The sequence below is a fragment of the Neomoorella sulfitireducens genome, from assembly GCF_024733845.1.
Lineage (GTDB): Bacteria > Bacillota > DSM-521 > Neomoorellales > Neomoorellaceae > Neomoorella > Neomoorella sulfitireducens.
Genome location: NZ_JANRHG010000001.1, coordinates 492,684 through 519,082, shown reverse-complemented (window position 1 = coordinate 519,082; position 26,399 = coordinate 492,684). Strand labels below are relative to the sequence as shown.

Annotated in this window: 38 protein-coding genes; all 38 read left to right on the top strand. The window is 54.9% G+C overall.

All coding sequences use genetic code 11. The annotated features are described in order from the left end of the window. The first annotated feature begins 28 nt into the window (after positions 1 to 28). Positions 29 to 409, top strand: coding sequence for a 50S ribosomal protein L7/L12 (gene rplL, locus NWF31_RS02515; RefSeq protein WP_258358918.1), 381 nt, complete (start codon positions 29 to 31; stop codon positions 407 to 409). A 216-nt stretch (positions 410 to 625) separates the two neighbouring features. Beyond that, positions 626 to 4,072, top strand: coding sequence for a DNA-directed RNA polymerase subunit beta (rpoB, locus tag NWF31_RS02510; protein WP_258358917.1), 3,447 nt, complete (start codon positions 626 to 628; stop codon positions 4,070 to 4,072). 29 nt (positions 4,073 to 4,101) lie between these two features. Further along, positions 4,102 to 7,602 (top strand): DNA-directed RNA polymerase subunit beta', encoded by a 3,501-nt coding sequence (rpoC, locus tag NWF31_RS02505; protein WP_258358916.1) that lies wholly within the window; start codon positions 4,102 to 4,104, stop codon positions 7,600 to 7,602. Between the two features lie 40 nt (positions 7,603 to 7,642). Continuing rightward, a complete protein-coding gene (locus NWF31_RS02500; RefSeq protein WP_258358915.1) occupies positions 7,643 to 7,894 on the top strand; it encodes a ribosomal L7Ae/L30e/S12e/Gadd45 family protein in 252 nt (83 codons plus the stop codon). Positions 7,895 to 7,915: 21 nt separating this feature from the next. Continuing rightward, on the top strand, positions 7,916 to 8,290 hold the full coding sequence (gene rpsL / locus NWF31_RS02495; RefSeq protein ID WP_258358914.1) for a 30S ribosomal protein S12: 375 nt from the start codon (positions 7,916 to 7,918) through the stop codon (positions 8,288 to 8,290). Between the two features lie 20 nt (positions 8,291 to 8,310). Next, a complete protein-coding gene (gene rpsG / locus NWF31_RS02490; protein ID WP_258358913.1) occupies positions 8,311 to 8,781 on the top strand; it encodes a 30S ribosomal protein S7 in 471 nt (156 codons plus the stop codon). Between the two features lie 90 nt (positions 8,782 to 8,871). After that, positions 8,872 to 10,950 (top strand): elongation factor G, encoded by a 2,079-nt coding sequence (gene fusA / locus NWF31_RS02485; protein ID WP_258358912.1) that lies wholly within the window; start codon positions 8,872 to 8,874, stop codon positions 10,948 to 10,950. Positions 10,951 to 11,192: 242 nt separating this feature from the next. Continuing rightward, positions 11,193 to 12,395 (top strand): elongation factor Tu, encoded by a 1,203-nt coding sequence (gene tuf / locus NWF31_RS02480; protein WP_258358911.1) that lies wholly within the window; start codon positions 11,193 to 11,195, stop codon positions 12,393 to 12,395. Between the two features lie 62 nt (positions 12,396 to 12,457). After that, positions 12,458 to 12,766, top strand: a complete 309-nt coding sequence (gene rpsJ / locus NWF31_RS02475; protein WP_141263502.1) for a 30S ribosomal protein S10 — start codon at positions 12,458 to 12,460, stop codon at positions 12,764 to 12,766. A gap of 14 nt (positions 12,767 to 12,780) precedes the next feature. After that, positions 12,781 to 13,410: a 50S ribosomal protein L3 gene (rplC, locus tag NWF31_RS02470; protein ID WP_258358910.1), complete on the top strand. Its 630-nt coding sequence runs from the start codon at positions 12,781 to 12,783 to the stop codon at positions 13,408 to 13,410. 6 nt (positions 13,411 to 13,416) lie between these two features. Continuing rightward, positions 13,417 to 14,073 carry a 50S ribosomal protein L4 gene (gene rplD, locus NWF31_RS02465; protein WP_258358909.1) on the top strand — a complete coding sequence of 219 codons (657 nt, stop codon included), beginning with the start codon at positions 13,417 to 13,419 and terminating at the stop codon, positions 14,071 to 14,073. Positions 14,074 to 14,099: 26 nt separating this feature from the next. Further along, positions 14,100 to 14,390: a 50S ribosomal protein L23 gene (gene rplW / locus NWF31_RS02460; protein WP_258358908.1), complete on the top strand. Its 291-nt coding sequence runs from the start codon at positions 14,100 to 14,102 to the stop codon at positions 14,388 to 14,390. A 23-nt stretch (positions 14,391 to 14,413) separates the two neighbouring features. Beyond that, positions 14,414 to 15,244 carry a 50S ribosomal protein L2 gene (rplB, locus tag NWF31_RS02455; protein ID WP_258358907.1) on the top strand — a complete coding sequence of 277 codons (831 nt, stop codon included), beginning with the start codon at positions 14,414 to 14,416 and terminating at the stop codon, positions 15,242 to 15,244. Between the two features lie 28 nt (positions 15,245 to 15,272). Next, positions 15,273 to 15,557 (top strand): 30S ribosomal protein S19, encoded by a 285-nt coding sequence (rpsS, locus tag NWF31_RS02450; protein WP_258358906.1) that lies wholly within the window; start codon positions 15,273 to 15,275, stop codon positions 15,555 to 15,557. Between the two features lie 11 nt (positions 15,558 to 15,568). Further along, the gene (gene rplV / locus NWF31_RS02445; RefSeq protein ID WP_258358905.1) at positions 15,569 to 15,907 is read left to right on the top strand and encodes a 50S ribosomal protein L22; all 339 of its coding nucleotides are present in this window, start codon (positions 15,569 to 15,571) and stop codon (positions 15,905 to 15,907) included. 4 nt (positions 15,908 to 15,911) lie between these two features. Beyond that, positions 15,912 to 16,571 (top strand): 30S ribosomal protein S3, encoded by a 660-nt coding sequence (gene rpsC, locus NWF31_RS02440; protein ID WP_258358904.1) that lies wholly within the window; start codon positions 15,912 to 15,914, stop codon positions 16,569 to 16,571. Next, positions 16,571 to 17,005, top strand: coding sequence for a 50S ribosomal protein L16 (gene rplP, locus NWF31_RS02435; protein ID WP_141263487.1), 435 nt, complete (start codon positions 16,571 to 16,573; stop codon positions 17,003 to 17,005). Before rpsC ends, rplP begins: the two co-directional genes overlap by 1 nt. After that, entirely contained in the window at positions 16,995 to 17,198 is a 204-nt protein-coding gene (rpmC, locus tag NWF31_RS02430; RefSeq protein ID WP_258358903.1) for a 50S ribosomal protein L29, read from the top strand. Before rplP ends, rpmC begins: the two co-directional genes overlap by 11 nt. A 32-nt stretch (positions 17,199 to 17,230) precedes the next feature. Further along, positions 17,231 to 17,485: a 30S ribosomal protein S17 gene (gene rpsQ, locus NWF31_RS02425; protein ID WP_258358902.1), complete on the top strand. Its 255-nt coding sequence runs from the start codon at positions 17,231 to 17,233 to the stop codon at positions 17,483 to 17,485. A gap of 29 nt (positions 17,486 to 17,514) precedes the next feature. Further along, on the top strand, positions 17,515 to 17,883 hold the full coding sequence (gene rplN, locus NWF31_RS02420; RefSeq protein WP_258358901.1) for a 50S ribosomal protein L14: 369 nt from the start codon (positions 17,515 to 17,517) through the stop codon (positions 17,881 to 17,883). A gap of 21 nt (positions 17,884 to 17,904) precedes the next feature. Next, complete coding sequence (gene rplX / locus NWF31_RS02415; protein WP_258358900.1) at positions 17,905 to 18,231, top strand: 50S ribosomal protein L24; 327 nt, start codon at positions 17,905 to 17,907, stop codon at positions 18,229 to 18,231. A 23-nt stretch (positions 18,232 to 18,254) separates the two neighbouring features. Next, positions 18,255 to 18,797, top strand: a complete 543-nt coding sequence (gene rplE / locus NWF31_RS02410; RefSeq protein WP_258358899.1) for a 50S ribosomal protein L5 — start codon at positions 18,255 to 18,257, stop codon at positions 18,795 to 18,797. Between the two features lie 15 nt (positions 18,798 to 18,812). Next, on the top strand, positions 18,813 to 18,998 hold the full coding sequence (locus NWF31_RS02405; protein WP_258358898.1) for a type Z 30S ribosomal protein S14: 186 nt from the start codon (positions 18,813 to 18,815) through the stop codon (positions 18,996 to 18,998). 35 nt (positions 18,999 to 19,033) lie between these two features. Next, positions 19,034 to 19,426, top strand: coding sequence for a 30S ribosomal protein S8 (gene rpsH / locus NWF31_RS02400; protein WP_258358897.1), 393 nt, complete (start codon positions 19,034 to 19,036; stop codon positions 19,424 to 19,426). A gap of 15 nt (positions 19,427 to 19,441) precedes the next feature. Further along, positions 19,442 to 19,993 carry a 50S ribosomal protein L6 gene (gene rplF / locus NWF31_RS02395; RefSeq protein WP_258358896.1) on the top strand — a complete coding sequence of 184 codons (552 nt, stop codon included), beginning with the start codon at positions 19,442 to 19,444 and terminating at the stop codon, positions 19,991 to 19,993. Positions 19,994 to 20,004: 11 nt separating this feature from the next. After that, complete coding sequence (rplR, locus tag NWF31_RS02390) at positions 20,005 to 20,370, top strand: 50S ribosomal protein L18 (RefSeq protein ID WP_258358895.1); 366 nt, start codon at positions 20,005 to 20,007, stop codon at positions 20,368 to 20,370. 19 nt (positions 20,371 to 20,389) lie between these two features. Further along, the gene (gene rpsE / locus NWF31_RS02385; protein ID WP_258358894.1) at positions 20,390 to 20,890 is read left to right on the top strand and encodes a 30S ribosomal protein S5; all 501 of its coding nucleotides are present in this window, start codon (positions 20,390 to 20,392) and stop codon (positions 20,888 to 20,890) included. Positions 20,891 to 20,902: 12 nt separating this feature from the next. Continuing rightward, positions 20,903 to 21,085 (top strand): 50S ribosomal protein L30, encoded by a 183-nt coding sequence (rpmD, locus tag NWF31_RS02380; protein ID WP_258358893.1) that lies wholly within the window; start codon positions 20,903 to 20,905, stop codon positions 21,083 to 21,085. 12 nt (positions 21,086 to 21,097) lie between these two features. Then, on the top strand, positions 21,098 to 21,538 hold the full coding sequence (gene rplO, locus NWF31_RS02375) for a 50S ribosomal protein L15 (protein ID WP_258358892.1): 441 nt from the start codon (positions 21,098 to 21,100) through the stop codon (positions 21,536 to 21,538). Then, complete coding sequence (gene secY, locus NWF31_RS02370) at positions 21,539 to 22,801, top strand: preprotein translocase subunit SecY (protein ID WP_258358891.1); 1,263 nt, start codon at positions 21,539 to 21,541, stop codon at positions 22,799 to 22,801. A 21-nt stretch (positions 22,802 to 22,822) separates the two neighbouring features. After that, complete coding sequence (locus NWF31_RS02365) at positions 22,823 to 23,473, top strand: adenylate kinase (RefSeq protein ID WP_258358890.1); 651 nt, start codon at positions 22,823 to 22,825, stop codon at positions 23,471 to 23,473. Continuing rightward, entirely contained in the window at positions 23,473 to 24,219 is a 747-nt protein-coding gene (map, locus tag NWF31_RS02360; RefSeq protein WP_258358889.1) for a type I methionyl aminopeptidase, read from the top strand. Before NWF31_RS02365 ends, map begins: the two co-directional genes overlap by 1 nt. A 21-nt stretch (positions 24,220 to 24,240) precedes the next feature. Then, positions 24,241 to 24,525, top strand: a complete 285-nt coding sequence (locus tag NWF31_RS02355; RefSeq protein WP_258358888.1) for a KOW domain-containing RNA-binding protein — start codon at positions 24,241 to 24,243, stop codon at positions 24,523 to 24,525. A gap of 15 nt (positions 24,526 to 24,540) precedes the next feature. Beyond that, positions 24,541 to 24,759: a translation initiation factor IF-1 gene (infA, locus tag NWF31_RS02350; RefSeq protein ID WP_258358887.1), complete on the top strand. Its 219-nt coding sequence runs from the start codon at positions 24,541 to 24,543 to the stop codon at positions 24,757 to 24,759. Between the two features lie 16 nt (positions 24,760 to 24,775). After that, on the top strand, positions 24,776 to 24,889 hold the full coding sequence (gene rpmJ, locus NWF31_RS02345) for a 50S ribosomal protein L36 (RefSeq protein ID WP_141263453.1): 114 nt from the start codon (positions 24,776 to 24,778) through the stop codon (positions 24,887 to 24,889). Positions 24,890 to 24,907: 18 nt separating this feature from the next. Then, entirely contained in the window at positions 24,908 to 25,279 is a 372-nt protein-coding gene (gene rpsM / locus NWF31_RS02340; RefSeq protein ID WP_258358886.1) for a 30S ribosomal protein S13, read from the top strand. Between the two features lie 12 nt (positions 25,280 to 25,291). After that, positions 25,292 to 25,681: a 30S ribosomal protein S11 gene (rpsK, locus tag NWF31_RS02335; RefSeq protein WP_258358885.1), complete on the top strand. Its 390-nt coding sequence runs from the start codon at positions 25,292 to 25,294 to the stop codon at positions 25,679 to 25,681. Between the two features lie 75 nt (positions 25,682 to 25,756). Further along, positions 25,757 to 26,383: a 30S ribosomal protein S4 gene (gene rpsD, locus NWF31_RS02330; RefSeq protein WP_258358884.1), complete on the top strand. Its 627-nt coding sequence runs from the start codon at positions 25,757 to 25,759 to the stop codon at positions 26,381 to 26,383. Positions 26,384 to 26,399: the final 16 nt, after the last annotated feature.

Here is a 26,399-nt window from a genome sequence, read left to right as displayed (position 1 = left end):
ACAATTTTTAAAGGAGTGACTCTCAATTATGAGCAAAGTTCAGGAAATCATCGAAATCGTTAAAGGTTTGACGGTGCTGGAGCTCGCCGAACTGGTTAAAGCCCTGGAAGAAGAATTCGGCGTTAGCGCTGCTGCACCGGTGGCAATGGCCGTAGCTCCGGGAGCAGCTGCCCCGGCCGAAGCACCGGTAGAAGAGCAGACGGAATTTGACGTCATCCTGAAGTCCGCCGGTGACAAAAAGATTAATGTCATTAAAGTAGTACGTGAAATTACCGCCCTGGGACTTAAGGAAGCCAAGGACCTGGTAGATAATGCTCCCAAGCCTGTTAAAGAAAAGGTCAGCAAAGAGGAAGCAGAAAGCATCAAAGCCAAACTGGAGGAAGCCGGCGCCACGGTAGAAATAAAATAGTTTGCCTGTTATCAAAGCCAGGGAGAAGATTACCCCTGGCTTTGATTTTTTCTTGACGCCGGTTGTCTTTTATGCTATCATAATTAAATGCCATTAATTTGCCGCCGTATGATTAAGGATTTCCTTGGACGGCAATAATAGGTAGCAGGAACTTTAAAGGTCAAAAGCGAGGTTGCCATTACCTTGCTTTTGAATTTCTTGTGGGGGGGACTGAAGTTGACTTATCCGGTTAAAGTCGGGACCAGGGAACGCTGGACCTTTGCCAAGATTAAGGAAACCCTGGAGTTACCAAACCTGATTGAAATTCAACGTAACTCTTACCAGTGGTTCATTGACGAGGGTTTGCGGGAAATATTGCATGACATTTCGCCGATCCAGGATTTTACCGGCAACCTGGTCCTGGAGTTCATTGATTATTCCCTGGGCGAGCCCAAGTATTCCCAGGAAGAATGTAAAGAGCGGGATATGACCTATGCTGCCCCCCTCCGGGTAAAAGTGCGCCTAATCAACAAAGAGACCGGCGAAGTCAAAGAACAGGAAGTATTTATGGGGGATTTCCCCATTATGACGGAAAAGGGCACCTTTATCATTAACGGTGCCGAAAGGGTTATTGTCAGCCAGCTAGTTCGTTCCCCGGGGGCCTATTATACGGAAAGCATTGATGCCAGCGGCACGAAAGTATACGGTGCTACCATTATTCCTAACCGGGGCGCCTGGCTGGAGTTTGAAACCGATAACACAGAGAGCATCTATGTCCGGATTGACCGCACCCGTAAGATTCCGGCCACCGTCCTCCTGCGCGCCCTGGGCTATACGACCAATGCCAGGATCCTTGAGCTCTTTGACTTTGATACGCGTATCCAGAATACCCTGGAAAAAGACAATACCGATTCCGAAGAAGAAGCCCTGGTGGAGATCTATAAACGCCTGCGCCCGGGCGAGCCACCGACCGTCGAGAGTGCCAGGAACCTGCTGGAGGCTTTATTTTTTGATCCCAAACGCTATGACCTGGGCAATGTTGGCCGCTATAAACTAAATAAAAAACTGGGTCATGGTGTTTTGACCCGGGAAGTCAACGGCCGCCAGGATTATATACGCTGCCTTACAAAAGAGGATATTATCCACGCCGTCAAATACCTGCTGCGACTTATGGATGGCGAGGTTAAGCCTGACGACATTGACCACCTGGGCAACCGCCGCCTGCGTTCCGTCGGCGAGCTCCTCCAGAACCAGTTTCGCATTGGCCTCGCCCGTATGGAACGGGTAGTGCGGGAGCGAATGACCATCCAGGATGTGGACGTCATTACACCCCAGGTGTTGATTAACATCCGGCCGGTTGTGGCGGCCATCAAGGAATTTTTCGGTTCCAGCCAGCTGTCCCAGTTTATGGATCAGACCAATCCCCTGGCTGAGTTAACCCATAAACGCCGCCTTTCTGCCCTTGGACCAGGTGGCCTGTCCCGGGAACGGGCCGGTTTCGAAGTGCGGGACGTGCATACCTCCCACTACGGCCGCATGTGCCCCATCGAGACTCCCGAAGGCCCGAACATCGGCCTGATAGGCTCCTTAAGTACTTATGCCCGTATTAATGAGTTCGGTTTTATTGAAACCCCCTACCGCCGGGTTGATAAAGAAAAAGGCGTTGTCACCGATGAAATTTACTATCTTACTGCCGATGAAGAGGACAAGTACGTCATCGCCCAGGCCAACGCCCCCCTTGATGAAGAAGGCCGTTTTTTAGAGAAACGGGTTAATGCCCGCCATGCCGGGGAGATTGTAGTTGTGCCGGCCGAACGGGTTGACTACATGGACGTTTCTCCCAAGCAAATGGTGAGTGTCGCCACAGCCCTGATTCCTTTCCTGGAGCATGATGACGCCAACCGGGCCCTCATGGGGGCCAACATGCAGCGCCAGGCCGTACCTCTATTAAGGACCCAGGCGCCGGTGGTAGGTACCGGCATGGAATGGCGGGCGGCCCGGGATTCCGGGGCAGTCATCCTGGCGAAAAACAGCGGCATTGTTGAACGGGTAACGGCCCGCGAGATCGTTATCCGTAACGACGACGGTACTTTAGACACCTATCGCCTGCAAAAATTTGCCCGTTCCAACCAGGGCACCTGCATTAACCAGAAGCCCATCATCCGGAAAGGAGAGCGGGTATCGGCCGGCCAGCCCATAGCCGACGGGCCGTCCACCAATCAGGGCGAGTTGGCCCTGGGGCGCAACGTCCTGGTGGCCTTTATGACTTGGGAAGGATACAACTACGAGGACGCCATCCTCATCAGTGAGAAGCTGGTCAAGGAAGATATTTTTACTTCTATTCACATTGAGGAATATGAATGTGACGCCCGGGATACCAAGCTGGGACCGGAGGAAATCACCCGCGATATTCCCAATGTCAGCGAAGACGTTTTAAAAGACCTGGATGAGCGGGGCATCATCCGGATAGGAGCCGAGGTACGACCGGGCGATATCCTGGTTGGAAAAGTTACACCCAAGGGCGAGACGGAACTTACCGCCGAAGAGCGCCTTCTCAGGGCCATTTTCGGTGAAAAAGCCAGGGAAGTAAGGGATACTTCCTTAAGGGTACCCCACGGGGAATCCGGTATTGTCGTCGATGTTAAAGTTTTCTCCCGGGAGAATGGGGATGAACTGGCTCCCGGCGTTAATGAGCTGGTGCGGGTTTATGTGGCCCAGAAAAGAAAGATTTCCGTGGGTGATAAGATGGCCGGGCGCCATGGAAATAAGGGCGTTATCTCCCGTATCCTGCCGGAGGAGGATATGCCCTTCCTTCCCGATGGTACCCCCATTGAGATTGTTTTAAATCCCCTGGGCGTGCCTTCGCGAATGAACCTCGGCCAGATCCTGGAAACCCACCTTGGCCTGGCGGCCAGTACCCTGGGGATCCATGTGGCCACTCCTGTTTTTGACGGGGCCTCGGAAGAGGAAATCAAGGCCAAGCTGAGAGAGGCCGGCCTGCCCGAAGATGGAAAGACTATCCTTTACGACGGCCGTACCGGTGAGCCCTTTGACCGTCCTATTACCGTTGGATATATGTATATGCTGAAACTGGCCCACCTGGTAGATGACAAGATCCATGCCCGGTCTACCGGTCCCTATTCCCTGGTTACCCAGCAGCCCCTGGGTGGTAAAGCCCAGTTTGGCGGCCAGCGCTTCGGGGAAATGGAGGTCTGGGCGCTGGAAGCCTATGGTGCGGCCTATACCCTCCAGGAGATCCTGACGGTAAAATCAGACGATGTCGTCGGCCGCGTCAAGACCTACGAGGCCATCGTCAAAGGAGAAAATGTTCCCGAACCGGGCGTGCCGGAATCCTTTAAGGTGTTAATAAAAGAACTGCAAAGCCTGGGCCTGGATGTTAAAGTTCTTTCCGAGGAAAATGAAGAGATCGAGATAAAAGAAGACGAGGATGATGGTGTTGAAGCAGCCCAGGACCTGGGGCTTGACATCCAGGGGCAGCCTGAAGCCGAACCCGAAGAAGTTGCCGGGGAGGCCGAAGGGGAAGAAGAACTGGATTTTGAACCTCCCGATATTGAAGCTGACGAACTTGATCTTGATTTAAACGGCGATGATTTCGATAATGATTATTCCCTCATCAAACCACGGGCCAGGGTAGTCCCAGGCGACGATTTTGAAGAAGAATAATACTGAGTTCTTCTAGGGGGGCAGGAATAATGCTGGATGTAAGCAATTTTGAGCGCATGCGCATTGGCCTGGCTTCACCGGAACAGATCCGGGCCTGGTCCAGCGGTGAGGTAAAGAAACCGGAAACCATCAATTACCGCACCCTGAAACCCGAACGCGATGGACTTTTTTGCGAACGTATTTTTGGCCCGACCAAAGACTGGGAGTGTCACTGCGGTAAGTACAAGCGGGTCCGCTATAAAGGCATTGTCTGCGACCGCTGCGGGGTGGAAGTAACCCGCGCCAAGGTGCGCCGGGAGCGGATGGGGCATATCGAACTGGCAGCCCCCGTTTCTCACATCTGGTACTTTAAAGGCATTCCCAGCCGCATGGGTCTTATCCTCGATATGTCACCCCGGGCCCTGGAGAAAGTCCTGTATTTCGTGGCCTACGTGGTAATAGATCCCGGCGATACCCCCCTGTTGAAGAAACAGCTCCTCACCGAGGCCGAATACCGGGAATACCGGGATAAGTACGGCAATGCCTTCCGGGCGGCTATGGGTGCCGAGGCCATCAAGGAACTACTCCAGGAGATCGACCTCGACCAGCTGGCCGCCGAACTGCGCCAGGAGCTGAAGGAAAGCAGCGGCCAGAGGAAGATCCGGGCCATCCGCCGCCTGGAAGTGGTAGAAGCCTTCCGGGCCTCCGGCAACCGCCCCGAATGGATGATCCTTGATGTCATCCCGGTGATACCACCGGAGCTGCGGCCCATGGTGCAGCTGGACGGCGGCCGCTTTGCCACCTCCGACCTAAACGACCTCTACCGCCGGGTGATCAACCGCAACAACCGGCTGAAGAGGCTCCTGGACCTGGGGGCGCCTGATATCATCGTCCGTAATGAAAAACGCATGCTCCAGGAAGCGGTGGACGCCCTCATTGACAACGGGCGCCGCGGCCGCCCGGTGACCGGCCCCGGCAACCGCCCCCTCAAGTCTTTAAGCGACATGCTCAAAGGCAAGCAGGGCCGCTTCCGCCAGAACCTGCTGGGCAAGCGTGTTGACTATTCGGGCCGGTCGGTAATAGTCGTCGGGCCGGAACTGAAAATCCACCAGTGCGGCCTGCCTAAAGAGATGGCCCTGGAACTCTTCAAGCCTTTTGTCATGAAACGGCTGGTGGACAAGGGCGTAGCCCACAACATCAAGAGCGCCAAGCGCATGGTGGAACGGGTAAAGAATGAGGTATGGGATGTCCTGGAAGAGGTCATCACCGAACACCCGGTCCTGTTGAACCGGGCGCCGACCCTGCACCGCTTAGGGATCCAGGCCTTTGAACCGGTGCTGGTGGAAGGCCGTGCCATCCAGATCCACCCGCTGGTCTGTACAGCATACAACGCCGACTTCGACGGCGACCAGATGGCTGTTCACGTGCCGTTGTCGGCCGAAGCCCAGGCCGAGGCGCGCCTGTTGATGATGGCCGCCCATCATATATTAAACCCCAAGGACGGCAAACCCGTCGTCTCGCCGACCCAGGACATGGTGCTGGGTTCCTACTACCTGACCACCGTAAGTCCTGGGGCCCGGGGCGAAGGGAGGGTATTCAGCAGCTACGACGAGGCCTATATGGCCTATCTCAACAAAGATATCGACGTCCATGCCCTGATCAAGGTGCGCATGGAAGACGGTAAGCTTTTAGAGACGACCATCGGCCGCCTGATTTTCAACCGGGAAATCCCCATTCCTAAAGAGCTGGGCTATTATAACTGTGAAGTCGACAAAAAGAAACTGACGGAGATTATCGCCCGCTGCTATAAAATCCTGGGGACGGAAGCTACCGCCAACTTGTTGGACGGTATCAAGAAAGTAGGCTTCCACTATTCTACCCTGGCCGGCTTTACCATCGGCATCAATGATATCGTTGTGCCGGAGGAGAAAGGAAAGATAATTGCCGAAACCGAAGCAGAGGTAGAAAAAATTGACCAGCAGTACCGTAAAGGTTTAATCAGCGAAGAAGAGCGTTACCAGAAGGTCATCGGTTGCTGGAACAAAGCCACCGACACCCTGACCCAGGAGCTCATGGCAGGTATGAATAAATTCAACCCCGTCTTCATGATGGCCAACTCCGGCGCCCGGGGTAATGTCCAGCAGATCCGCCAGCTGGCCGGGATGCGGGGCCTCATGGCCGACCCGTCCGGGCGGATCATCGACCTGCCTATCAAAGCCAATTTCCGGGAAGGCCTGACGGTGCTGGAATACTTTATTTCCACCCACGGTGCCCGTAAAGGTTTGGCCGATACGGCCCTGCGCACGGCCGATTCCGGTTACCTTACCCGGCGCCTGGTAGACGTAGCCCAGGATGTCATCGTCCGGGAAGACGACTGCGGCACCACGGCCGGCATCGAAGTAGAAGAGATCCACGAAGGCAACCAGGTAATCGAAAAAATGGAAGAGCGCCTGACCGGGCGTTATGCCCTGGAGGACGTCTATCACCCGGAAACCGGAGAACTCCTGGTTGCCGCCGACACCATGATCGGCGAGGAAGCGGCCCGTGCCATTGTGGCTGCCGGCATCAAAAAGATAAAGATTCGCTCCGTCCTCACCTGCCGCACCCGCTACGGTGTCTGCCGCAAGTGCTACGGCCAGGATCTGTCCACGGGTAAGGACGTCGAGATAGGCGAAGCGGTAGGTATTATCGCCGCCCAGTCCATCGGTGAGCCCGGCACCCAGCTGACCATGCGCACCTTCCACACCGGCGGCGTGGCCGGCGAGGACATCACCCAGGGTCTGCCCCGGGTAGAAGAGCTTTTTGAAGCCCGCAAACCCAAGGGCCAGGCCATTATTGCCGAAATCAGCGGCACTATCACCGCCGTCAACGAGGTCCGCGGCCGGCGGGGGCGGGAGATTGAAATCACCGATGCCAATGGAGAGAAGTTTACCTATAATGTTCCCTACGGCTCCCGCCTCAAGGTTAACGAAGGCGAACATGTGGAAGCCGGGGACGAACTGACGGAAGGCTCCGTCAACCCCCACGACCTGTTAAAGGTAAAGGGCGTGCGTGGCGTCCAGATCTATCTCCTGCGGGAAGTACAGCGGGTTTACCGCCTGCAGGGGGTGGACATCAACGACAAGCATATCGAAGTGATGATCCGCCAGATGCTCAGAAAAGTCAAGGTAGAGGACGAGGGCGACACCGACCTCCTTCCCGGCACCCTGGTAGATGCCTTTGAGTTTGAAGAAGTAAACCAGAAGGTCGAGGCCGAAGGCGGCCGCCCGGCAACGGCACGGCCGGTGCTCCTGGGCATAACCAAGGCCTCCCTGGCGACGGATTCTTTCCTGTCGGCGGCTTCCTTCCAGGAGACGACGCGGGTGCTGACGGAAGCGGCCATCAAGGGGCGGGTGGATCCCCTGCTGGGCTTAAAGGAGAACGTCATCATCGGCAAGTTGATCCCGGCCGGCACCGGTATGGGCCGCTACCGGCAGCTTAAGGTTATAACCCCGGAAGAAGAGGCCCGGGACGAAGCCCCGGACTCTGTTGACATGGCCATCGGGAAATGATACTATAAAAAAGTGTGACTGCCCAGGGGGGGGGTAAATTATGTCCTATGAACGTTTACGGGTGGCCAAAAAGCGCGCGGTAGGCACTAAGCAGGTCACCAAGGCGGTGATGAAGGGGACAGCCCGGGTGGTCTATATAGCCAGGGATGCCGAGCCCCATGTAACAGGGCCGTTAATCCAGCTTTGTCGAGGGCGGGGCATTGAAATAATCGAGGTAGACTCAATGAAAGAGTTGGGGCGGGCCTGCGGTATCGAAGTAGGTTCGGCCTCGGCCGTCATCCTGGAAGAATAGCCGGGGAAGGAGGTGGAAGGTATGCCGACAATCCAGCAGCTAGTACGCGAGGCGCGGGAAAAGGTTATTAAAAAGTCAACGGCGCCGGCTTTGAGGGAATGCCCCCAGAAAAGAGGTGTCTGTACCCGCGTCTATACAACGACGCCCAAAAAACCTAATTCGGCCCTGCGCAAGGTAGCCAGGGTACGCCTCACCAATGGTATCGAGGTGACCGCCTATATCCCCGGTATCGGCCATAATCTGCAGGAACACTCGGTGGTTCTGGTAAGAGGAGGCAGGGTTAAGGATCTACCAGGCGTCAGGTATCATATTATCAGGGGTACCCTTGATTCTGCCGGCGTCCAGAACCGCAACCAGGGTCGTTCCAAGTATGGTGCCAAACGGCCTAAAAAATAGTGGTAAGGGGGGGATAAAGGTTGCCACGGCGAGGCAGTGTTCCCCGGCGGGAAGTAATACCGGACCCGCTTTACGGGAATGTCAAAGTTACCAAATTGATTAACCAGGTAATGCTCGACGGCAAGAAATCGCTTGCTCAGCGGATCTGTTATGATGCCTTTGAAACCATCAGGAAAAAAACCGGCAGGGATCCCATCGAGGTCTTTGAACAGGCCCTCAAAAATGTGATGCCTGTACTGGAAGTCAAGGCCCGCCGCGTAGGTGGTGCCAACTACCAGGTTCCGGTGGAAGTACGGCCGGAAAGGCGACAAACCCTGGGTATCCGCTGGCTGGTAAACTACGCCCGAGCACGCGGTGGGAAGAGTATGGCTGAAAAACTTGCCGCCGAATTGATGGATGCCGCCAATAATACCGGCGGTGCCGTGAAGAAACGCGAAGATACCCATAAGATGGCTGAAGCCAACAAAGCCTTTGCTCATTACCGGTGGTAGGTGTGGGGGTCAGGGGCCCGGGAACCGGCGGTCTCGCCTCACAGCGACCTCCGGTACCTGAAACCTGATTACAAGAAGGGAAGGAACTTTATGGCTCGAGAATACCCGCTGGAAAAAACGAGAAACATCGGCATCATGGCCCACATTGATGCCGGTAAAACAACTACCACCGAGAGAATACTTTTCTACACCGGCCGCGTCCATCGCCTGGGCGAGGTGCATGACGGCAATGCTACCATGGACTGGATGGTCCAGGAACAGGAACGGGGTATTACCATAACCTCGGCGGCTACTACCTGTTTCTGGCGTGAACATCGTATTAATATTATCGACACGCCAGGGCACGTGGATTTTACCGTAGAGGTAGAGCGTTCCTTGCGCGTCCTTGACGGGGCGATAGCTGTTTTCTGTTCCGTAGGCGGGGTAGAGCCCCAGTCGGAAACCGTCTGGCGCCAGGCCGATAAGTACGGCGTTCCCCGGATTGCCTATATCAATAAAATGGACCGCGTTGGCGCTGATTTCTTCCGGGGTGTCAGGATGATTGCCGAACGCCTGGGGGCCAACCCGGTACCCATCCAGCTGCCCATCGGCGCCGAAGAGAATTTTCGCGGCCTGGTAGATCTAATTCGGCAGAAGGCTATTTACTATATAGATGAGTTAGGCACAACTATTGAAGAAGGACCTGTTCCGGCTGATATGGCAGACCTGGTGCAAGAATACCGGGAAAAGCTTTTAGAGGCCGTGGCCGAAAGCGACGAAGAATTAATGCTCAAGTACCTGGAAGGGGAAGAGCTGACTGAAGACGAGATAAAAGCCGGTATTCGCAAGGCCACCATTGCGGTAAAGATGGTACCCGTCCTCTGCGGTTCTTCCTTTAAAAATAAAGGCGTCCAGCCGCTCCTGGATGCAGTGGTAGATTTTTTACCTGCCCCTACTGATGTACCGGCCATCCAGGGTATTGACCCGGAAACAGGTTCCGAGGATGAACGCCATTCAAGCGATAACGAGCCTTTTGCCGCCCTGGCCTTCAAAATTATGGCCGACCCTTACGTAGGTAAGTTGACCTTTTTCCGGGTTTATTCCGGAACCCTGAAATCCGGTTCTTATGTTTATAATTCCACCAAGGGGCGCCGGGAGCGCATCGGCCGCATTTTACGCATGCATGCCAATCACCGGGAAGAGGTTGATGAAGCCTATGCCGGCGATATTGCGGCGGCTGTAGGCTTAAAGGAAACAACTACCGGCGATACCCTGTGCGATGAGCAGCATCCCATTGTCCTGGAGGCCATGGAATTCCCCGAACCGGTTATTTCTGTGGCCATTGAGCCCAAGACTAAAGCCGACCAGGAGAAGATGAGCCTGGCCCTCCAGAGGCTGGCCGAAGAGGACCCGACCTTTAAGATGCACACCGACCCGGAAACCGGCCAGACCATCATTTCCGGTATGGGCGAACTGCACCTCGAGATTATTGTTGATCGCCTGCTGCGGGAGTTTAAAGTAGGAGCCAAGGTCGGCCGGCCCCAGGTGGCCTATAAAGAAACTCTTCGCCGGGCAGTCAAGGCAGAAGGCAAGTTTATTCGCCAAACGGGTGGCCGCGGCCAGTACGGGCACGTTGTTATCGAAGTAGAACCCCAGGAGCCGGGTAAAGGCTATGAATTTCTCAACAAGATCGTCGGCGGGGTCGTACCAAAAGAGTATGTGCCTGCAGTTGACGCCGGCATCCAGGAAGCCATGAGTAACGGCGTCCTGGCAGGCTACCCGGTAGTAGAGGTCCGGGTGTCCCTGGTAGACGGTTCTTACCACGAGGTTGATTCCTCGGAAATGGCCTTCAAGATTGCCGGTTCCCTGGCTTTCAAGGAAGCGGCCAAAAAGGCCGGCCCGGTCCTGCTGGAACCGGTTATGAAGGTTGAGGTAGTAGTGCCGGAGGAATACATGGGCGACGTGATAGGCGACCTGAATGCCAGGCGCGGCAGGGTGGAAGGCATGGAACCCCGGGCCGGAGCCCAGGTTATACGCGCCTTAGTTCCCCTGGCAGAAATGTTTGGTTACGCCACCGACCTGCGGTCACGGACCCAGGGGCGGGGTACGTATGTAATGCAGTTCAGTCATTACGAAGAGGTACCCCAGAATATTGCCGCCGAGATTATAGCCAAACGCCAGGGGGCCTAGGGCAAGTATGAGATGGGGAGTAAGTTTAAAGATTAGTAACTGCTCCCTCTCTATCCCCGCGACTTAAAGGCTACAAATTACCCCCAAAATGTTTGCATGGGGGATATTAAAAGGAATTTTACCTGTCAGGGCGATGCAAAAAGATATACCTGGCAACCAGAAGGGGAGAATGAGGTGAAAAATAAAAACTCACCTCTAACCTCCCACTTCTCACATCTCATACCAGAGGAGGCAAAAGACCCATGGCCAAGCAAAAATTTGAACGCAAGAAACCCCACGTCAACGTAGGGACGATAGGGCACGTAGACCACGGCAAGACGACTTTGACGGCAGCCATCACCTTCTGCCTGGCGAAAGCTGGGGGAGCGGTACCGACGGCGTACGACCAGATCGACAAAGCGCCGGAAGAGAGGGAACGGGGCATCACCATAGCCACGGCCCACGTCGAGTACGAGACGGAGAAGAGGCACTACGCCCACGTCGACTGCCCCGGTCACGCCGACTACGTCAAGAACATGATCACCGGGGCGGCGCAGATGGACGGGGCGATATTAGTAGTATCGGCAGCGGACGGCCCCATGCCGCAGACCCGGGAACACATACTTTTAGCGCGGCAGGTAGGGGTGCCATACATTGTAGTATTCATGAACAAGGTCGACCAGGTCGACGACCCCGAGCTGCTTGAACTGGTAGAGATGGAAGTACGGGAACTCTTAAGCGAATACGAATTTCCTGGGGACGAGATACCGATTATCAAGGGCAGCGCCCTGAAAGCGATGGAATGCGGGTGCGGCAAGCGGGAATGCGAATGGTGCAGCAAGATCTGGGAACTGATGGACGCGGTAGACGACTATGTACCCACGCCGGAACGGGATGTCGACAAACCCTTCCTGATGCCGATAGAAGACGTATTCACGATCACCGGCCGGGGCACGGTGACGACTGGCAGGGTAGAGCGAGGCAAAGTAAAGGTAGGCGACGAAGTAGAGATAATAGGCTTAAGGGAGCAGGTAAGGAAGACGGTAGTAACCGGGGTAGAGATGTTCAGGAAGATCCTGGACGAAGCGGTAGCCGGGGACAACATCGGCACGCTGTTGCGGGGCGTAGAGCGCAAAGAAGTAGAGCGGGGAATGGTACTGGCCAAACCCGGGTCCATCAAACCGCACACCAAATTCAACGCGGAAGTATACGTACTGACGAAAGAAGAAGGCGGGCGGCATACACCCTTCTTCAACGGGTACCGGCCGCAGTTCTACTTCCGGACGACGGACGTGACCGGGGTAGTGAAGCTGCCGGAAGGGGTAGAGATGGTCATGCCCGGGGACAACATCCGCATGAGCATCGAGCTCATTACGCCCATAGCCATAGAAGAAGGCTTGCGGTTTGCCATCCGTGAGGGCGGCCGCACCGTGGGCGCCGGCGTCGTCACCGGGATTAGTGAATAATTACCAGGCCAGGGATCAGGCTCTATGCCTGATCCCGTGCCATGAAGGAGGGCAAATGACCCATGGCCAGGCAGAAAATACGCATCCGTCTCAAAGCCTTTGATCATCGCCTTTTAGATCAATCATCCCAGAAAATTGTCGAGACGGCCAGGCGCACCGGGGCGGTGGTATCCGGCCCCATCCCGCTGCCGACGGAGAAAAATATTTTTACGATTTTACGTTCACCCCATGTAAATAAAGATTCCAGGGAGCAGTTTGAAATGCGTACCCACAAGCGTTTAATCGACATCCACGAGCCGACGTCCAAGACGGTAGACGCATTGATGCGCCTGGATCTCCCGGCAGGGGTTGACATTGAGATCAAGCTGTAGGGGGTAGTATCAGGGTGCGCAAGGGTATTTTAGGCAAAAAGATAGGCATGACCCAGATTTTTGACGAAGCCGGCCGGGTTATTCCGGTAACTGTGGTGCAGGCAGGGCCCTGTGTCGTTATCCAAAAAAAAGCCGTGGCTACCGACGGGTACGAAGCCCTGCAGGTGGGTTTTGAACCCATAAAAGAAAAGAAAGTTAACAAACCCCTGCGGGGACATTTTAGCAAGGCCGGAGTAACCCCCTTTCGTTATGTACGGGAGTTGCGCCTGGAGGACAGCGAAAATTATCAGGTGGGGCAGGAAATTAAAGCCGATATTTTTAGCCCCGGCGAAAAAGTTGATGTGATCGGTATCTCCAAGGGTAAAGGATTTGCCGGTGGTATTAAACGTCACGGCTTTCACCGTGGTCCCATGGAGCACGGGTCCAAGTATCACCGCCGCCCCGGCTCCCTGGCGGCCAAAGGACCGGCCCGCGTCTTTAAAGGACGCCGCCTGCCCGGGCACCTGGGCGCCGAAAGGGTTACGGTACTTGGCCTTGAAGTTATTAAGAGCGACCCCGGGCGCAATCTCTTGCTGATCAAAGGTTCCGTTCCCGGTCCACGCCAGGGGTTGCTGGTAATTAAGAATTCGGTAAAGGGAGGCTAGCAGGCAATGCCTAGAGTAGCCGTGTACAATATCCAGGGCCAGCAGGTAGGAGAAATTGACCTGGATGACTACGTCTTCGGCGGTGAGGTTAACGAGGCCGTCCTCCACCAGGCCGTAGTTATGCAACTGGCCAGCCGGCGGCGGGGCACGGCTTCGACCCGCACGTGGGCCGAAGTCAGCGGCGGCGGCCGCAAGCCCTGGCGGCAGAAAGGAACCGGTCGGGCCCGGGCGGGCAGTATCCGCTCACCCCTCTGGCGCGGCGGGGCAGTAATTTTCGGCCCCCAACCGCGGGATTATGGCTTCAAACTGCCCAAAAAGGTACGCCGTTTAGCCCTGCGTTCCGCCCTGGCGAGCAAAGTCCGGGAGGGCAATATTATTGTCCTGGATGATCTGAAACTGGAAAGGCCGCGGACGAAGGACATGGTGGCCGTACTCAAAGCCCTCAATGCCGGAGATAAAGCCCTAGTAGTCACTGCAGCCAGGGAGGCTAATGTGGAGCTGTCAGTTCGTAACCTGCCGGGCGTAGACTGTTTAATTCCTGCCGGGTTGAACGTCTATGACCTCCTTGCCCATGAAAAACTAATTGTGACCAAAGAGGCCGTATCCCGGATTGAGGAATTTCTTGCACCGGTTGAGAAGCAGCCAATCGCCGGGGAAGCATAATTGCCATATAAGGAGGTGCGCCCTTTATGCGGGCTCCCGACGAAATAATCATCCAACCCCTGATCACGGAGAAGTCGACCGGCCTGATGGCGGAAAATAAATATACCTTTATCGTTGACCGGGGCGCCAATAAAATTGAAATTAAAAACGCCGTTGAGAAGCTTTTTGACGTCAAAGTACTCAAGGTCAATACCCTGGTGGACCGCGGCAAGATGCGCCGGATGGGCCGTTTCCAGGGAAGGCAGCCGGACCGGAAAAAAGCGGTCGTGACCCTGAGACCCGGCGACAAAATTAAAGTCTTTGAAGGGTTGGAGTAGCTTAAAGCAAGGAGAGAAGTAAGATGGCCATAAAGAAGTTTAAACCCACTTCTCCCGGCCGGCGGCAGATGACCGTGTCTGCCTTTGCCGAGATTACCACAGCGGAACCCTACAAACCCCTGGTGGTACCTTTAAAGAAGACCGGGGGACGCAACAACCAGGGGCGGCTTACCGTCCGGCACCGGGGCGGGGGGCACAAACGCCTGTACCGGATAATCGACTTTAAGCGCGATAAAGACGGCATTCCCGGCCGCGTGGTGACTATTGAATATGATCCGAACCGTTCGGCCAATATTGCCCTGGTTAATTACGCCGACGGCGAGAAGCGTTATATCCTGGCACCGGAAAACCTCCGGGTCGGTGATGAAATTATCAGCGGGCCCGAGGCAGATATAAAAACGGGCAATGCCCTGCCTTTAAGCAAGATACCGGTTGGCACCATGGTGCACAATATTGAGTTGAAACCCGGCAAAGGCGGGCAGATGGTCCGTGCTGCCGGGGCCAGTGCCCAGCTGATGGCCAAGGAAAACGGTTATGCCCTCCTGCGTTTACCCTCCGGGGAACTGCGCAAGGTACAGGAAGAATGCCGGGCAACCATCGGCCAGGTGGGTAACCTGGATTGGGAGAACATTACCATTGGTAAGGCCGGGCGCAGCCGCTGGCTCGGCATCCGGCCGACGGTACGCGGCGTCGTTATGAATCCCGTGGACCATCCCCATGGCGGCGGCGAGGGTAAAGCCCCGGTAGGCCGCAAGCACCCGGTTACACCGTGGGGTAAACCGGCCATGGGCGTTAAAACCCGTAAAAAACGGAAACCCAGCGATAAGCTTATTGTCAAGCGCCGGCATGGTTAAATAAAGGGGTGAAAGGAGGTTCCTTTTTATGGGCCGCTCCCTGAAAAAAGGGCCGTATTGTGATGAAAAGCTGCTTAAAAAGATTATTGAAATGAACGAGAAGGGTACTAAACGGGTGGTAAAAACCTGGTCCCGTCGTTCAACGATCTTTCCGGAAATGGTCGGGCATACGATAGCCGTCCACGACGGCCGCAAGCACATACCGATATATATTACCGAAGATATGGTCGGACACAAACTGGGCGAGTTTGCTCCCACCCGCATCTTTAGGGGGCACGGCGCCCACACGGAGCGCTCCACAGCGCTGAAGTAGGGGGTAAACAGATGGAAGCAAGGGCGGTAGCTAAATATATCCGGATTTCCCCGCGGCGCGTTCGCCAGGTAGTTGACCTGATTCGCGGTAAAGGGGTGCGGGAGGCCGAGGCCATATTGATGGTCACGCCCAAAAGGGGGGCACGGGCGGTAGCCAAGGTATTAAAATCGGCTGTCGCCAATGCCGAGCATAATTACGACCTCGATGCCAGCCGGTTGGTAGTAACCCGCGCCTATGTTGACGAAGGGCCGACCCTGAAACGCTACCAACCGCGGGCTATGGGCAGGGCCAATATCCGGCGGAAACGAACCAGCCATATAACTGTGGTGGTTGGGGAAAAGGAGGACTGATTTCGTGGGCCAAAAAGTTCACCCCAAGGGATTACGACTCGGCATCATCCGCGATTGGGATTCCCGCTGGTATGCGGGCAAGGAATATAAAGCCTTGCTTCATGAAGACCTGAAAATACGCGATTTTATAAAGAAGCGTCTCTTCCAGGCGGGCATCGCCAGTGTAGAAATTGAACGGGCAGCCAATCGCATCAAGGTAATAATTAATACTGCCAGGCCGGGGGTTATTATTGGCCGTGGCGGTGCCGAAGTTGAGGCCCTGCGGAAAGAGCTGGAAGGTTTGACCGGCAAACAGGTAAGCCTCAACATCGTTGAGATTAAAAAGCCGGAACTTAACGCCCAGCTGGTGGCCGAAAATATTGCCGCCCAGCTGGAAAAAAGGGTCGCTTTCCGGCGGGCCATGAAGCAGGCTGTAAGCCGGGCCATGCGCCTGGGCGCTCAGGGAATTAAAGTGGCCTGCGGCGGTCGCCTGGCAGGGGCTGAAATCGCCCGCACCGAGTGGTACAGCGAGGGCAAGGTACCTCTCCACACCCTGAGGGCGGACGTTGATTACGGTTTTGCCGAGGCCAGCACCACCTATGGTAAAATAGGCGTTAAGGTATGGATTTATAAGGGTGAAGTATTACCTGAACGGGCCAGGGTCCAGGAAGGGGGCCGCAAATAATGTTAATGCCCAAGAGGGTAAAATACCGCAAACCGCACCGCCCGGGCACCCGGGGTAAGGCGACCCGGGGAAATGAAATCCATTTCGGGGAATACGGGCTGCAGGCCCTGGAACCGGCCTGGATAACCAGCCGCCAGATTGAAGCCGCCCGTATTGCCATGACCCGCTATATTAAACGCGGCGGCAAGGTATGGATCAAGATTTTTCCCGACACCCCCATTACTGCCAAACCGGCCGAGACCCGCATGGGCAGCGGTAAGGGAGCGCCGGAATACTGGGTAGCCGTGGTAAAACCGGGGCGGATCCTTTTTGAGATGGCCGGGGTTACAGAAGAAGTGGCCCGCGAGGCGATGCGCCTGGCCTCCCACAAGCTCCCTATTAAGACGAAGTTTGTAAAAAGGTCGGAAGTGGGTGGTGAGGTCAATGAAAGCTAAAGAAATACGCGAATTGACCACAGAAGAGCTGTTGCAAAAGGTCGGCGAGCTGAAGCAGGAACTCTTTAACCTGCGCTTCCAGCTGGCCACCGGCCAGATAGATAATCCCATGCGCCTGCGGGAAGTCCGCCGGAGCATTGCCCGGGCCAAGACAATATTACGGGAACGGGAATTGCAGCGGCAACGGGCATAGAGAATATACGGTACAGGAAGGGGGCAGGCCTTTTGGAAAGAAATAACCGTAAAACACGAGTCGGCAATGTTGTAAGCGATAAAATGGATAAAACCGTGGTAGTGGCGGTAGAAAGCCGGGTACGCCATCCGCTGCTCGGCAAGATTATCCGCAGGACAAAAAAATTCAAAGCCCATGATGAAAAGAATGAATGCCGCATCGGCGATAAAGTAAAGATTATGGAAACCCGTCCTTTGAGTAAAGAAAAACGCTGGCGGGTAGTAGAGATCCTGGAAAAAGCCAAATAGCCTTATTTTCGCCGGGAAGGAGGTAAAACATGATCCAGCAACAGACGATCCTCAGAGTCGGCGACAACACCGGCGCCAGGAAACTGATGTGTATACGCGTCCTGGGCGGATCCAAAAGACGCTATGCCAGTGTGGGCGACGTGATAATTGCCTCGGTAAAAGAGGCAACGCCAGGGGGCGTGGTTAAGAAAGGGGATGTCGTCCGGGCGGTGGTAGTACGAACGACAAAGGCCATAAAACGTGAAGACGGGTCCTATATCCGCTTTAACGAAAATGCAGCGGTGATAATAAATGAACAAAACAACCCGCGGGGTACGCGCATTTTTGGCCCGGTTGCCAGGGAACTGCGGGAAAAAGATTTTATGAAGATAATTTCCCTGGCCCCGGAAGTCCTGTAGGAAAAGGGAGGTGGCTTGGCATTGACCCCGGTAAAGGTTCACGTTAAAAAAGGTGACCTGGTTATGGTGATTGCCGGTAAAGATGCCGGCAAAAAAGGCAAGGTACTGAGCGTCGACCGCGAGAAAGGCCGGGTCATCGTCGAAGGGGTAAACATCGTTAAACGGCATACCCGTCCCACTCCCAAAATGACCCAGGGCGGGATTATTGAGAAAGAGGCTCCGGTGGCCAGCAGCAACGTTATGTTGTTCTGTAATAAATGCAACCAACCTACACGCATCGGGAAACAATTCCTGGCTGATGGGACCAAGACCCGGGTATGTAAAAAGTGCGGCGAAGTAATTGACTAAGCCCAGGTAAAGGAGGGCTGGCTTTGGCTAGACTGAAGGAAAAATACCTGACGGAGATCCGCAAGCTCTTGCAGGATAAATTTGGTTACAGAAATATCATGGAGATTCCCAGATTGGAAAAAATCGTAGTAAACATGGGTGTTGGGGAGGCCACCCAGAATCCCAAGGCCATTGATGGTGCCGTCCAGGACCTGATGGCCATTACCGGCCAGAAACCGATTGTAACCAAGGCTAAAAAATCTATAGCGGCCTTTAAACTGCGCCAGGGAAACAGCATCGGCTGCAAGGTAACCCTGCGGGGGAACAGGATGTATGAATTCCTGGATCGCCTGATTAACGTGGCCCTGCCCCGGGTCAGGGATTTCCAGGGTGTATCGCCCAATTCCTTTGACGGCCGCGGCAATTATTCCCTGGGCCTGAAAGAACAATTAATTTTCCCGGAGATTGAATATGACAAAATCGATAAAACCCGGGGCCTGGAAATAACCATGGTAACTACGGCCAGGAGCGACGAAGAAGCCCGGGAACTCTTGCGCGCTTTTGGCATGCCTTTCCGGGAACAATGATAAAGGAGGAAATCCATGGCCAAAAAATCATTACGCATCAAGCAGTCCCGTCCCCAGAAATTTAAAGTGCGCGCCTATAACCGCTGCCTGCGCTGTGGCCGTCCCCACGCTTATATGCGGAAGTTCGGCCTGTGCCGTATTTGTTTCCGCGAGCTGGCCTACAGGGGAGAACTTCCTGGTATCGTGAAAGCCAGCTGGTAAGTGCGGGACGAGAAGGAAGGGGGTAGTTCAAGTTGATGACCGATCCCATTGCGGATTTCCTGACCCGCATTCGTAACGCCAACATGGTGTACCAGGAGAAGGTGGAAGTACCGGCATCCAAAATGAAGCGGGCCATAGCCGAGATCATGAAGAACGAAGGCTATATCAAGAACTACGAGTATATTGAAGACGACAAGCAGGGTGTCTTAAGGATTTATCTCAAGTACGGGCCCAACAAGGAAAAGGTTATTACGGGGATAAAGCGCATCAGCCGCCCGGGTCTCCGGATCTATGCCCGCAAAGGGGAAATTCCTAAAGTTCTGGGTGGCCTGGGGGTAGCTATAATTTCTACCAGCAAAGGCATACTCACGGATAAACAGGCTCGCCGGGAAGGTGTCGGCGGCGAGGTTATCTGTTATATCTGGTAAGGTGGAGGTGTTGAAGTGTCACGTATAGGTAGAAAACCGGTGCAGGTACCGGCAGGGGTGGAAGTAAATATTGAAGGCAACACAATAACGGTAAAGGGCCCCCGGGGAAAACTTACCCGGACATTCCCGGGCGATATTACCATTAGCCGGGAAGGAGATTCACTGCTGGTCAGCCGGCCTTCGGATGCCAAGCCCCACCGCGCCCTGCATGGCCTTTCCCGGGCCCTGCTGCAAAATATGGTTGACGGCGTCACCAGGGGATTCCAAAAAAGCCTGGAATTGGTCGGGGTAGGTTACCGTGCCGCCAAGCAGGGCAATAAGCTGGTGCTGACGGTAGGTTATTCCCACCCGGTAGAAATAGTGCCGGGCGAAGGGCTGGAAATTGAAGTACCGGCCCCCAACAAAATAATTGTGAAAGGCATTGACAAAGAAGCTGTAGGGGCGCTGGCGGCCAACATTCGCGATATACGTCCCCCGGAGCCCTATAAGGGTAAAGGCATCAAATACGAGAATGAGTATATCCGGCGCAAGGTTGGTAAAACTGGCGCCAAGGGCGGTAAAAAATAGGGGGTAAAGGAATGTTCAAGAAGGCAGACCGCAAACTCACGCGGCAGCGGAAGCACCTGCGGGTACGGCGGCGTATAATGGGCACTCCTGAACGGCCCCGCCTGAGTATCTACCGCAGCCTGCGTCACATATACGCCCAGGTGGTAGACGATACCCGGGGTATAACCCTGGTGGCCGCATCAACCCTGGACCCGGCATTAAAAGAACTGGAGGCCACCGGGAATAAGGAAGCAGCCAGGAAGGTGGGCGAACTCATTGCCCAGAAGGCACTGGCAAAGGGCATTAAAAAAGTTGTATTTGACCGCGGTGGTAATATTTATCACGGCCGCATAGCTGCCCTGGCCGAAGGCGCCCGGGAAGCCGGGCTGGAATTTTGATTAAGGAAGGAGGGGAAAAATGGCGCGCGTCGAAAATAAAGACCTGGAACTTACGGAAAAAGTAGTCCACATTAACCGGGTGGCGAAGGTCGTAAAGGGTGGCCGGCGTTTCAGCTTTTCCGCCCTGGTAGTTGTTGGTGATGGCAAAGGAAATGTGGGCGCCGGCCTGGGCAAGGCCAGCGAAGTACCGGAAGCCATCCGTAAAGGTATTGAAGATGCCAAGAAGAACCTTATAAAAGTACCGATGGTGGGCACGACTATTCCCCACGAAATTATCGGTCACTTTGGCGCGGGGAAAGTCTTGCTTAAACCAGCAGCCCCCGGTACCGGAGTTATTGCCGGGGGACCGGTACGGGCGGTCCTTGAAGCCGCCGGTATCAGGGATATCTTAACCAAAAGCCTGGGGTCGGCCAACCCCAATAACGTCGTCTACGCCACCCTCGAAGGGTTAAAGGGCCTTAAGAGAGCTGAGGAAGTAGGCCGCCTCCGGGGTAAAACTGTGGCCGAGCTGATCGGCTAGGAGGAAAGGGCATTGGCAAATTTAAAAATAACCCTGGTAAAAAGCCTGATTGGTCGACCGGAAACGGAAAGGAAAACGGCCCGTGCCCTGGGCCTGAAAAAGCTACACGCGGAAGTTATCCGCCCTGACACACCGGCTGTCAGGGGTCAGATAAAAAGGCTGGCCCATCTGGTTAAATATGAGGTAGTAGAATAGGAGGTGACGGGGGTGCGCCTGCATGAATTACGTCCAGCGCCCGGTTCCAGGTTTAAACCTACGCGGGTAGGGCGGGGTATCGGGTCCGGACTTGGCAAAACTTCCGGCCGTGGTCATAAAGGGCAAAAAGCACGTTCCGGGGGAGGCGTCCGCCGGGGCTTTGAAGGTGGCCAGATGCCCTTGAGCCGCCGCCTGCCCAAAAGGGGTTTTACCAATAAATTTGCCCGCGAGTTAACGGTTGTTAATGTCGGTGAACTGGAACGATTTGAAGCGGAAACTGTCGTGACACCGGAAGTCCTGGCCCGGGCCGGCCTGGTAAAGCAGGCCAGGGACGGGGTCAAAATACTGGGCGAAGGGGAAATAACCAAACCCCTGACCGTCAGGGTTCAGGCTGCCAGCCGCCAGGCCATTGCCAAAATCGAGGCAGCCGGCGGCAAAGTTGAGGTGATGTAAGTGTTAAATACCCTAGCCAGCGCCTGGAAGCTGGAGGACCTGCGGAAGAAGATATTTTTTACCCTGATGATGTTTATTGTCTTCCGTCTTGGCGCCCATGTACCCCTGCCCGGGATCAATAACGCCGTCCTGGCAGAATTAGTCCGGGGCGGGACAATCCTTGGATTTTTTGACGTTATTTCCGGCGGGGCTTTCAAGCGATTTACCGTATTTGCCATGGGCATCATGCCATACATCAATGCCTCGATTATTATGCAGCTCCTGACGGTGGTCATCCCGGCCCTGGAGCGGCTGGCGAAAGAAGATGTTGAAGGCCGCAAGAAAATTGTCCAGTATACCCGTTACGGCACGGTAATTTTAGGCCTTCTCCAGGCCCTGGGTATGGCCCTGTACCTGGCACGCTCAGGTGCTTTCTTAAAACCCGGCCTGCATAATTACCTGGTAGTGGCGGTAATGCTCACAGCAGGAACGGCCTTCCTCATGTGGCTGGGGGAATTAATCACGGAAAAGGGTATTGGTAACGGCATTTCCCTGATTATTTTTGCCGGCATTGTTTCGCGCCTGCCGGCAGGGGCCGCCAGCCTTTACCAGTATCTGGTTTCCGGGGAAGTAAGTATTATATCATTAATTTTCTTTGCCGTCATTGCCATCTTAATTATCGCCGCAGTAGTAGCCATGCAACAGGGGGAGCGCCGGATTACCGTACAGTATGCCAAGCGGGTGGTAGGCAGGAGGATTTACGGCGGCCAGAGCACCCATATCCCCTTAAAGGTCAACCAGGCCGGGGTTATTCCCGTGATCTTCGCCATGTCCATCCTGCTTTTTCCCAGCACCCTGGCATCGTGGTTTCCGCACAACAGCCTGGCCCAGGCTGTAGTCAGGTTTTTTGACCCGCGGTCGGCATTCTATATGTTCCTTTATGCGCTGCTGATCATCTTCTTCACCTATTTCTATACGGCCGTAACCTTTAACCCGCAGGACGTGGCCGACAACATGAAGAAGTACGGCGGCTTTATCCCGGGCCTGAGACCGGGCCGGCCGACTGCCGAATATATTGAACGGATCTTAACCCGGATAACCCTGGCAGGGGCGATTTTTCTCGCCTTTATCGCCGTATTACCAAATATTATGATGGCTCTTACCGGTATAAATGTGTATTTCGGGGGCACATCCCTCCTGATTGTAGTCGGTGTGGCCCTGGAAACCATGAAACAACTGGAGTCCCACCTGTTACTGCGACATTACCAGGGGTTTATGAAATAAATACCGGGGGTGCTAAAAAGAATGCGTTTGGTATTGCTGGGGCCGCCCGGGGCCGGCAAGGGTACCCAGGCCGCAATAATATGCCGGCACGTGGGTATACCCCACATCTCATCCGGGGATATGTTTCGCCAGGCCATCAAGGAAGGTACCGAACTGGGACGCCAGGCTGAAAAATACCTGCAAAGCGGGAGCTTGGTACCCGATGCCGTGACCATTGGCCTGGTCCAGGAACGACTGAGCAAGCCCGACTGCCGGCAGGGATTTCTGCTGGACGGGTTTCCCCGGACGGTAGCCCAGGCCGGAGCCCTGGATGCCTGGCTGGCCGGAAAAAAAGAAAAGCTGGATGCCGTTATTGATATTGAAGTGCCCAGGGAAGAACTCATGGTACGACTGACCGGGCGCCGGGTATGCCGCCGGTGCGGGGCCACCTACCACCTCCAGTTTAACCCCCCCCGTGAAACCGGCAAATGCGATGCCTGCGGCGGCGAGCTCATCCAGCGGGCTGACGATACCGCCGCTACCGTCAGCAGGCGGTTGGACGTTTACGTGGAGCAAACGGCGCCCCTGATTGACTACTACCGCCGGCGCGGCCTTTTAAAGGAAATTGACGGTAGCCGGGACATAACGACCGTAACCCGATCAATAGGTAAAGCCCTGGGAAGAGACTGGTAATGATTGTTTTAAAATCGCGTGGTGAGATAGCCCTGATGCGGGAAGCGGGGCGGATCGTAGCCCAGGTCCTTGCTAAACTCAAAGACCATATCGTTCCCGGGGTAACTACAGCTGAACTGGACCGGATAGCTGAGGATTATATCCGGGAAAAAGGTGCCGTGCCAGCTTTTAAAGGTTATCAGGGTTTCCCGGCCAGTATTTGCGCATCCGTAAATGAGGAAGTAGTCCACGGCATTCCAGGTTTAAAGCAGCTGGCCGAGGGAGATATTATTAGTATTGACATCGGTGCGGTAAAAAATGGATATGTTGGCGACGCTGCGGCTACTTTTCCAGTCGGCGCTATTGATGCAGAAAAACGGCATTTGCTGGCAGTTACCGAAGCCGCCCTTTATGAAGGCATCAAGCAGGCAATAGCAGGTAACCGGTTAACTGACATATCCCACGCTATCCAGACCCATGTTGAAAAAAATGGCCTCTCGGTGGTACGTGACTATGTGGGCCACGGTATTGGCCGGGCGATGCATGAAGACCCCCAGGTCCCTAATTTTGGTCCTCCGGGTTACGGCCCCCGCCTCCGGGCGGGGATGGTCCTGGCCATCGAACCCATGGTTAATGCCGGTACCCATGAGGTTTATACCCTGGCCAATGGCTGGACAGTAGTGACCAGGGATAAGAAACCTTCGGCGCACTTTGAGCATACGGTAGCCGTGACGGATAACGGGCCGGAAATCCTGACGTTACTTTGACTGGCAGGTGAGGCGAAGGTTATGCCGGCAGGTGAATTAAAGGTGGGACAACTGGTGTATTCCCGGGCTGGGCGTGACCGGGGGCGTCCATTTCTGGTATGGCAGCTTGCCGGGCCGGGCCGGGTTTACCTTGTGGACGGCCGCCTACGACGAACCAGCAAACCCAAGCTGAAAAATATCCTCCATGTCCAGGCGGTTAACCGGGTGGCGGCACCTATTGCTGAACGGTTAAAACAGGGAGAGACAGTTACCGATGCCGAAGTACGGCGGGCTATTGCCCAGCTCTTAGAAACTGAGCAGGCTTGATAAGGAGGGGTTTATTTGGCCAAAGAGGATGTCATTGAAGTAGAAGGCAAGGTGATCGAACCCCTGCCCAATGCCATGTTTCGAGTAGAGCTGGCCAATGGGCACCGGGTGCTCGCCCATGTCTCCGGTAAGATCCGGATGAACTATATCCGTATTTTGCCGGGTGACCGGGTAATGGTGGAATTATCACCCTATGACCTTAACCGGGGACGCATCGTTTACCGCTATAAATAAGCTGGGAGGGTTTAGTTTGAAAGTTAAGCCTTCAGTGCGGCCTATTTGCGAGAAATGCAAGATCATCAAACGCAAGGGCAGAATAATGGTTATTTGTGAAAATCCCAAGCACAAGCAAAAACAGGGATAGACAGGGGGTAAAGCGTAAATGGCAAGGATCGCCGGGGTAGACCTTCCCCGGGACAAGCGGGTGGAAATCGCCCTCACTTATATTTACGGCATCGGCCGGCCGACAGCAAATAAAATCCTGGCGGCAACAGCCGTTAACCCGGACACCAGGGTTAAGGATTTGACGGATGAAGAAGTTAACCGGCTCCGCGAATATATCGATAAAAATATAACCGTTGAAGGGGATTTGCGCCGGGAAGTCGCCTTAAATATCAAGCGCCTGATGGAAATCGGCTGTTACCGGGGCCTGCGCCATCGCCGGGGGCTGCCGGTGCGCGGCCAGCGTACCAAGACCAATGCCCGCACGCGTAAAGGGCCTCGTAAGACAGTGGGCGTGCGGCGCAAGAAGTAAGGGGGAGAAGCGATGCCAAGGAAGACCACCCGGCCACGCCGGCGCGAACGAAAAAATGTTGAAAGCGGTGTGGCCCATATAAAGTCAACCTTCAATAATACCCTGGTCACCATAACAGATAAAAACGGCAATACCATTGCCTGGGCCAGTGCCGGGACTATGGGTTTTAAAGGATCTCGTAAAAGCACGCCTTTTGCCGCCCAGATGGCGGCCGAAGCAGCTGCCAAGCAGGCAATGGAGCACGGCATGCGCGAAGTAGAGTGTTATGTAAAAGGACCGGGAGCCGGCCGGGAGGCTGCCATTCGTTCCCTGCAGGCCGCAGGGCTCGAAGTAAGCGTTATTAAAGATGTGACTCCTATTCCCCATAACGGCTGCCGGCCACCAAAGCGGCGCCGCGTGTAACAGGAGTTTTTGAGGTTCGGGTCGCAGGAACACGTCTTCATTATGAAGCATGCGACTTACAGAGGAGGTAATACTTTGGCAAGGTATAAAGATGCTACCTGCCGCCTGTGCCGGCGGGAAGGCCAAAAGCTTTTCCTTAAAGGCGATCGCTGCTATTCAGATAAATGCGCCATAACCAGGCGGTCTTATGCTCCCGGACAGCACGGCCAGGCAAGGAAAAAGCTTTCCGAATACGGCCTGCAGTTAAGGGAAAAACAAAAGGCACGCCGTATCTATGGCATCCTGGAGCGCCAGTTCAGCAACTACTTTGCAAAGGCCGAGCGGATGAAAGGCGTTACCGGTGAAAATTTACTTGTGCTCCTGGAGAGGCGCCTGGACAATGTTGTTTATCGCCTGGGCTTTGCTGATTCCCGTACCCAGGCCAGGCAACTGGTCCGGCACGGCCATTTCACCGTCAACGGCAAGAAGGTGAGCATTCCTTCTTATCTGGTACGGCCCGGGGATGTCATAGCCGTCCGGGAAAAGAGCAAGGAAAGCTCCCTTTTCAAAGAGATCGCCGCGGCGGCAACGCACCGGTCGGTCCCGGCCTGGCTAAAAGCCGACCCGGCAGCATTAGAAGGACACGTTCTTTCCCTGCCGACGCGGGAACAGATTGATGTACCGGTGCAAGAACACCTCATCGTCGAGCTCTACTCCAAGTAAATTTACGGCTGGATGA

Bases quoted from the DNA above. Each gene is read 5' to 3' on its own strand.
- rplL (WP_258358918.1), top strand. From the start codon at position 29: ATGAGCAAAGTTCAGGAAATCATCGAAATCGTTAAAGGTTTGACGGTG.
- rpoC (WP_258358916.1), top strand. From the start codon at position 4,102: ATGCTGGATGTAAGCAATTTTGAGCGCATGCGCATTGGCCTGGCTTCA.
- NWF31_RS02500 (WP_258358915.1), top strand. From the start codon at position 7,643: ATGTCCTATGAACGTTTACGGGTGGCCAAAAAGCGCGCGGTAGGCACT.
- rpsL (WP_258358914.1), top strand. From the start codon at position 7,916: ATGCCGACAATCCAGCAGCTAGTACGCGAGGCGCGGGAAAAGGTTATT.
- fusA (WP_258358912.1), top strand. From the start codon at position 8,872: ATGGCTCGAGAATACCCGCTGGAAAAAACGAGAAACATCGGCATCATG.
- tuf (WP_258358911.1), top strand. From the start codon at position 11,193: ATGGCCAAGCAAAAATTTGAACGCAAGAAACCCCACGTCAACGTAGGG.
- rpsJ (WP_141263502.1), top strand. From the start codon at position 12,458: ATGGCCAGGCAGAAAATACGCATCCGTCTCAAAGCCTTTGATCATCGC.
- rplD (WP_258358909.1), top strand. From the start codon at position 13,417: ATGCCTAGAGTAGCCGTGTACAATATCCAGGGCCAGCAGGTAGGAGAA.
- rplW (WP_258358908.1), top strand. From the start codon at position 14,100: ATGCGGGCTCCCGACGAAATAATCATCCAACCCCTGATCACGGAGAAG.
- rplB (WP_258358907.1), top strand. From the start codon at position 14,414: ATGGCCATAAAGAAGTTTAAACCCACTTCTCCCGGCCGGCGGCAGATG.
- rpsS (WP_258358906.1), top strand. From the start codon at position 15,273: ATGGGCCGCTCCCTGAAAAAAGGGCCGTATTGTGATGAAAAGCTGCTT.
- rplV (WP_258358905.1), top strand. From the start codon at position 15,569: ATGGAAGCAAGGGCGGTAGCTAAATATATCCGGATTTCCCCGCGGCGC.
- rplP (WP_141263487.1), top strand. From the start codon at position 16,571: ATGTTAATGCCCAAGAGGGTAAAATACCGCAAACCGCACCGCCCGGGC.
- rpmC (WP_258358903.1), top strand. From the start codon at position 16,995: ATGAAAGCTAAAGAAATACGCGAATTGACCACAGAAGAGCTGTTGCAA.
- rplN (WP_258358901.1), top strand. From the start codon at position 17,515: ATGATCCAGCAACAGACGATCCTCAGAGTCGGCGACAACACCGGCGCC.
- NWF31_RS02405 (WP_258358898.1), top strand. From the start codon at position 18,813: ATGGCCAAAAAATCATTACGCATCAAGCAGTCCCGTCCCCAGAAATTT.
- rpsH (WP_258358897.1), top strand. From the start codon at position 19,034: ATGACCGATCCCATTGCGGATTTCCTGACCCGCATTCGTAACGCCAAC.
- rplR (WP_258358895.1), top strand. From the start codon at position 20,005: ATGTTCAAGAAGGCAGACCGCAAACTCACGCGGCAGCGGAAGCACCTG.
- rpsE (WP_258358894.1), top strand. From the start codon at position 20,390: ATGGCGCGCGTCGAAAATAAAGACCTGGAACTTACGGAAAAAGTAGTC.
- NWF31_RS02365 (WP_258358890.1), top strand. From the start codon at position 22,823: ATGCGTTTGGTATTGCTGGGGCCGCCCGGGGCCGGCAAGGGTACCCAG.
- map (WP_258358889.1), top strand. From the start codon at position 23,473: ATGATTGTTTTAAAATCGCGTGGTGAGATAGCCCTGATGCGGGAAGCG.
- NWF31_RS02355 (WP_258358888.1), top strand. From the start codon at position 24,241: ATGCCGGCAGGTGAATTAAAGGTGGGACAACTGGTGTATTCCCGGGCT.
- rpsM (WP_258358886.1), top strand. From the start codon at position 24,908: ATGGCAAGGATCGCCGGGGTAGACCTTCCCCGGGACAAGCGGGTGGAA.
- rpsK (WP_258358885.1), top strand. From the start codon at position 25,292: ATGCCAAGGAAGACCACCCGGCCACGCCGGCGCGAACGAAAAAATGTT.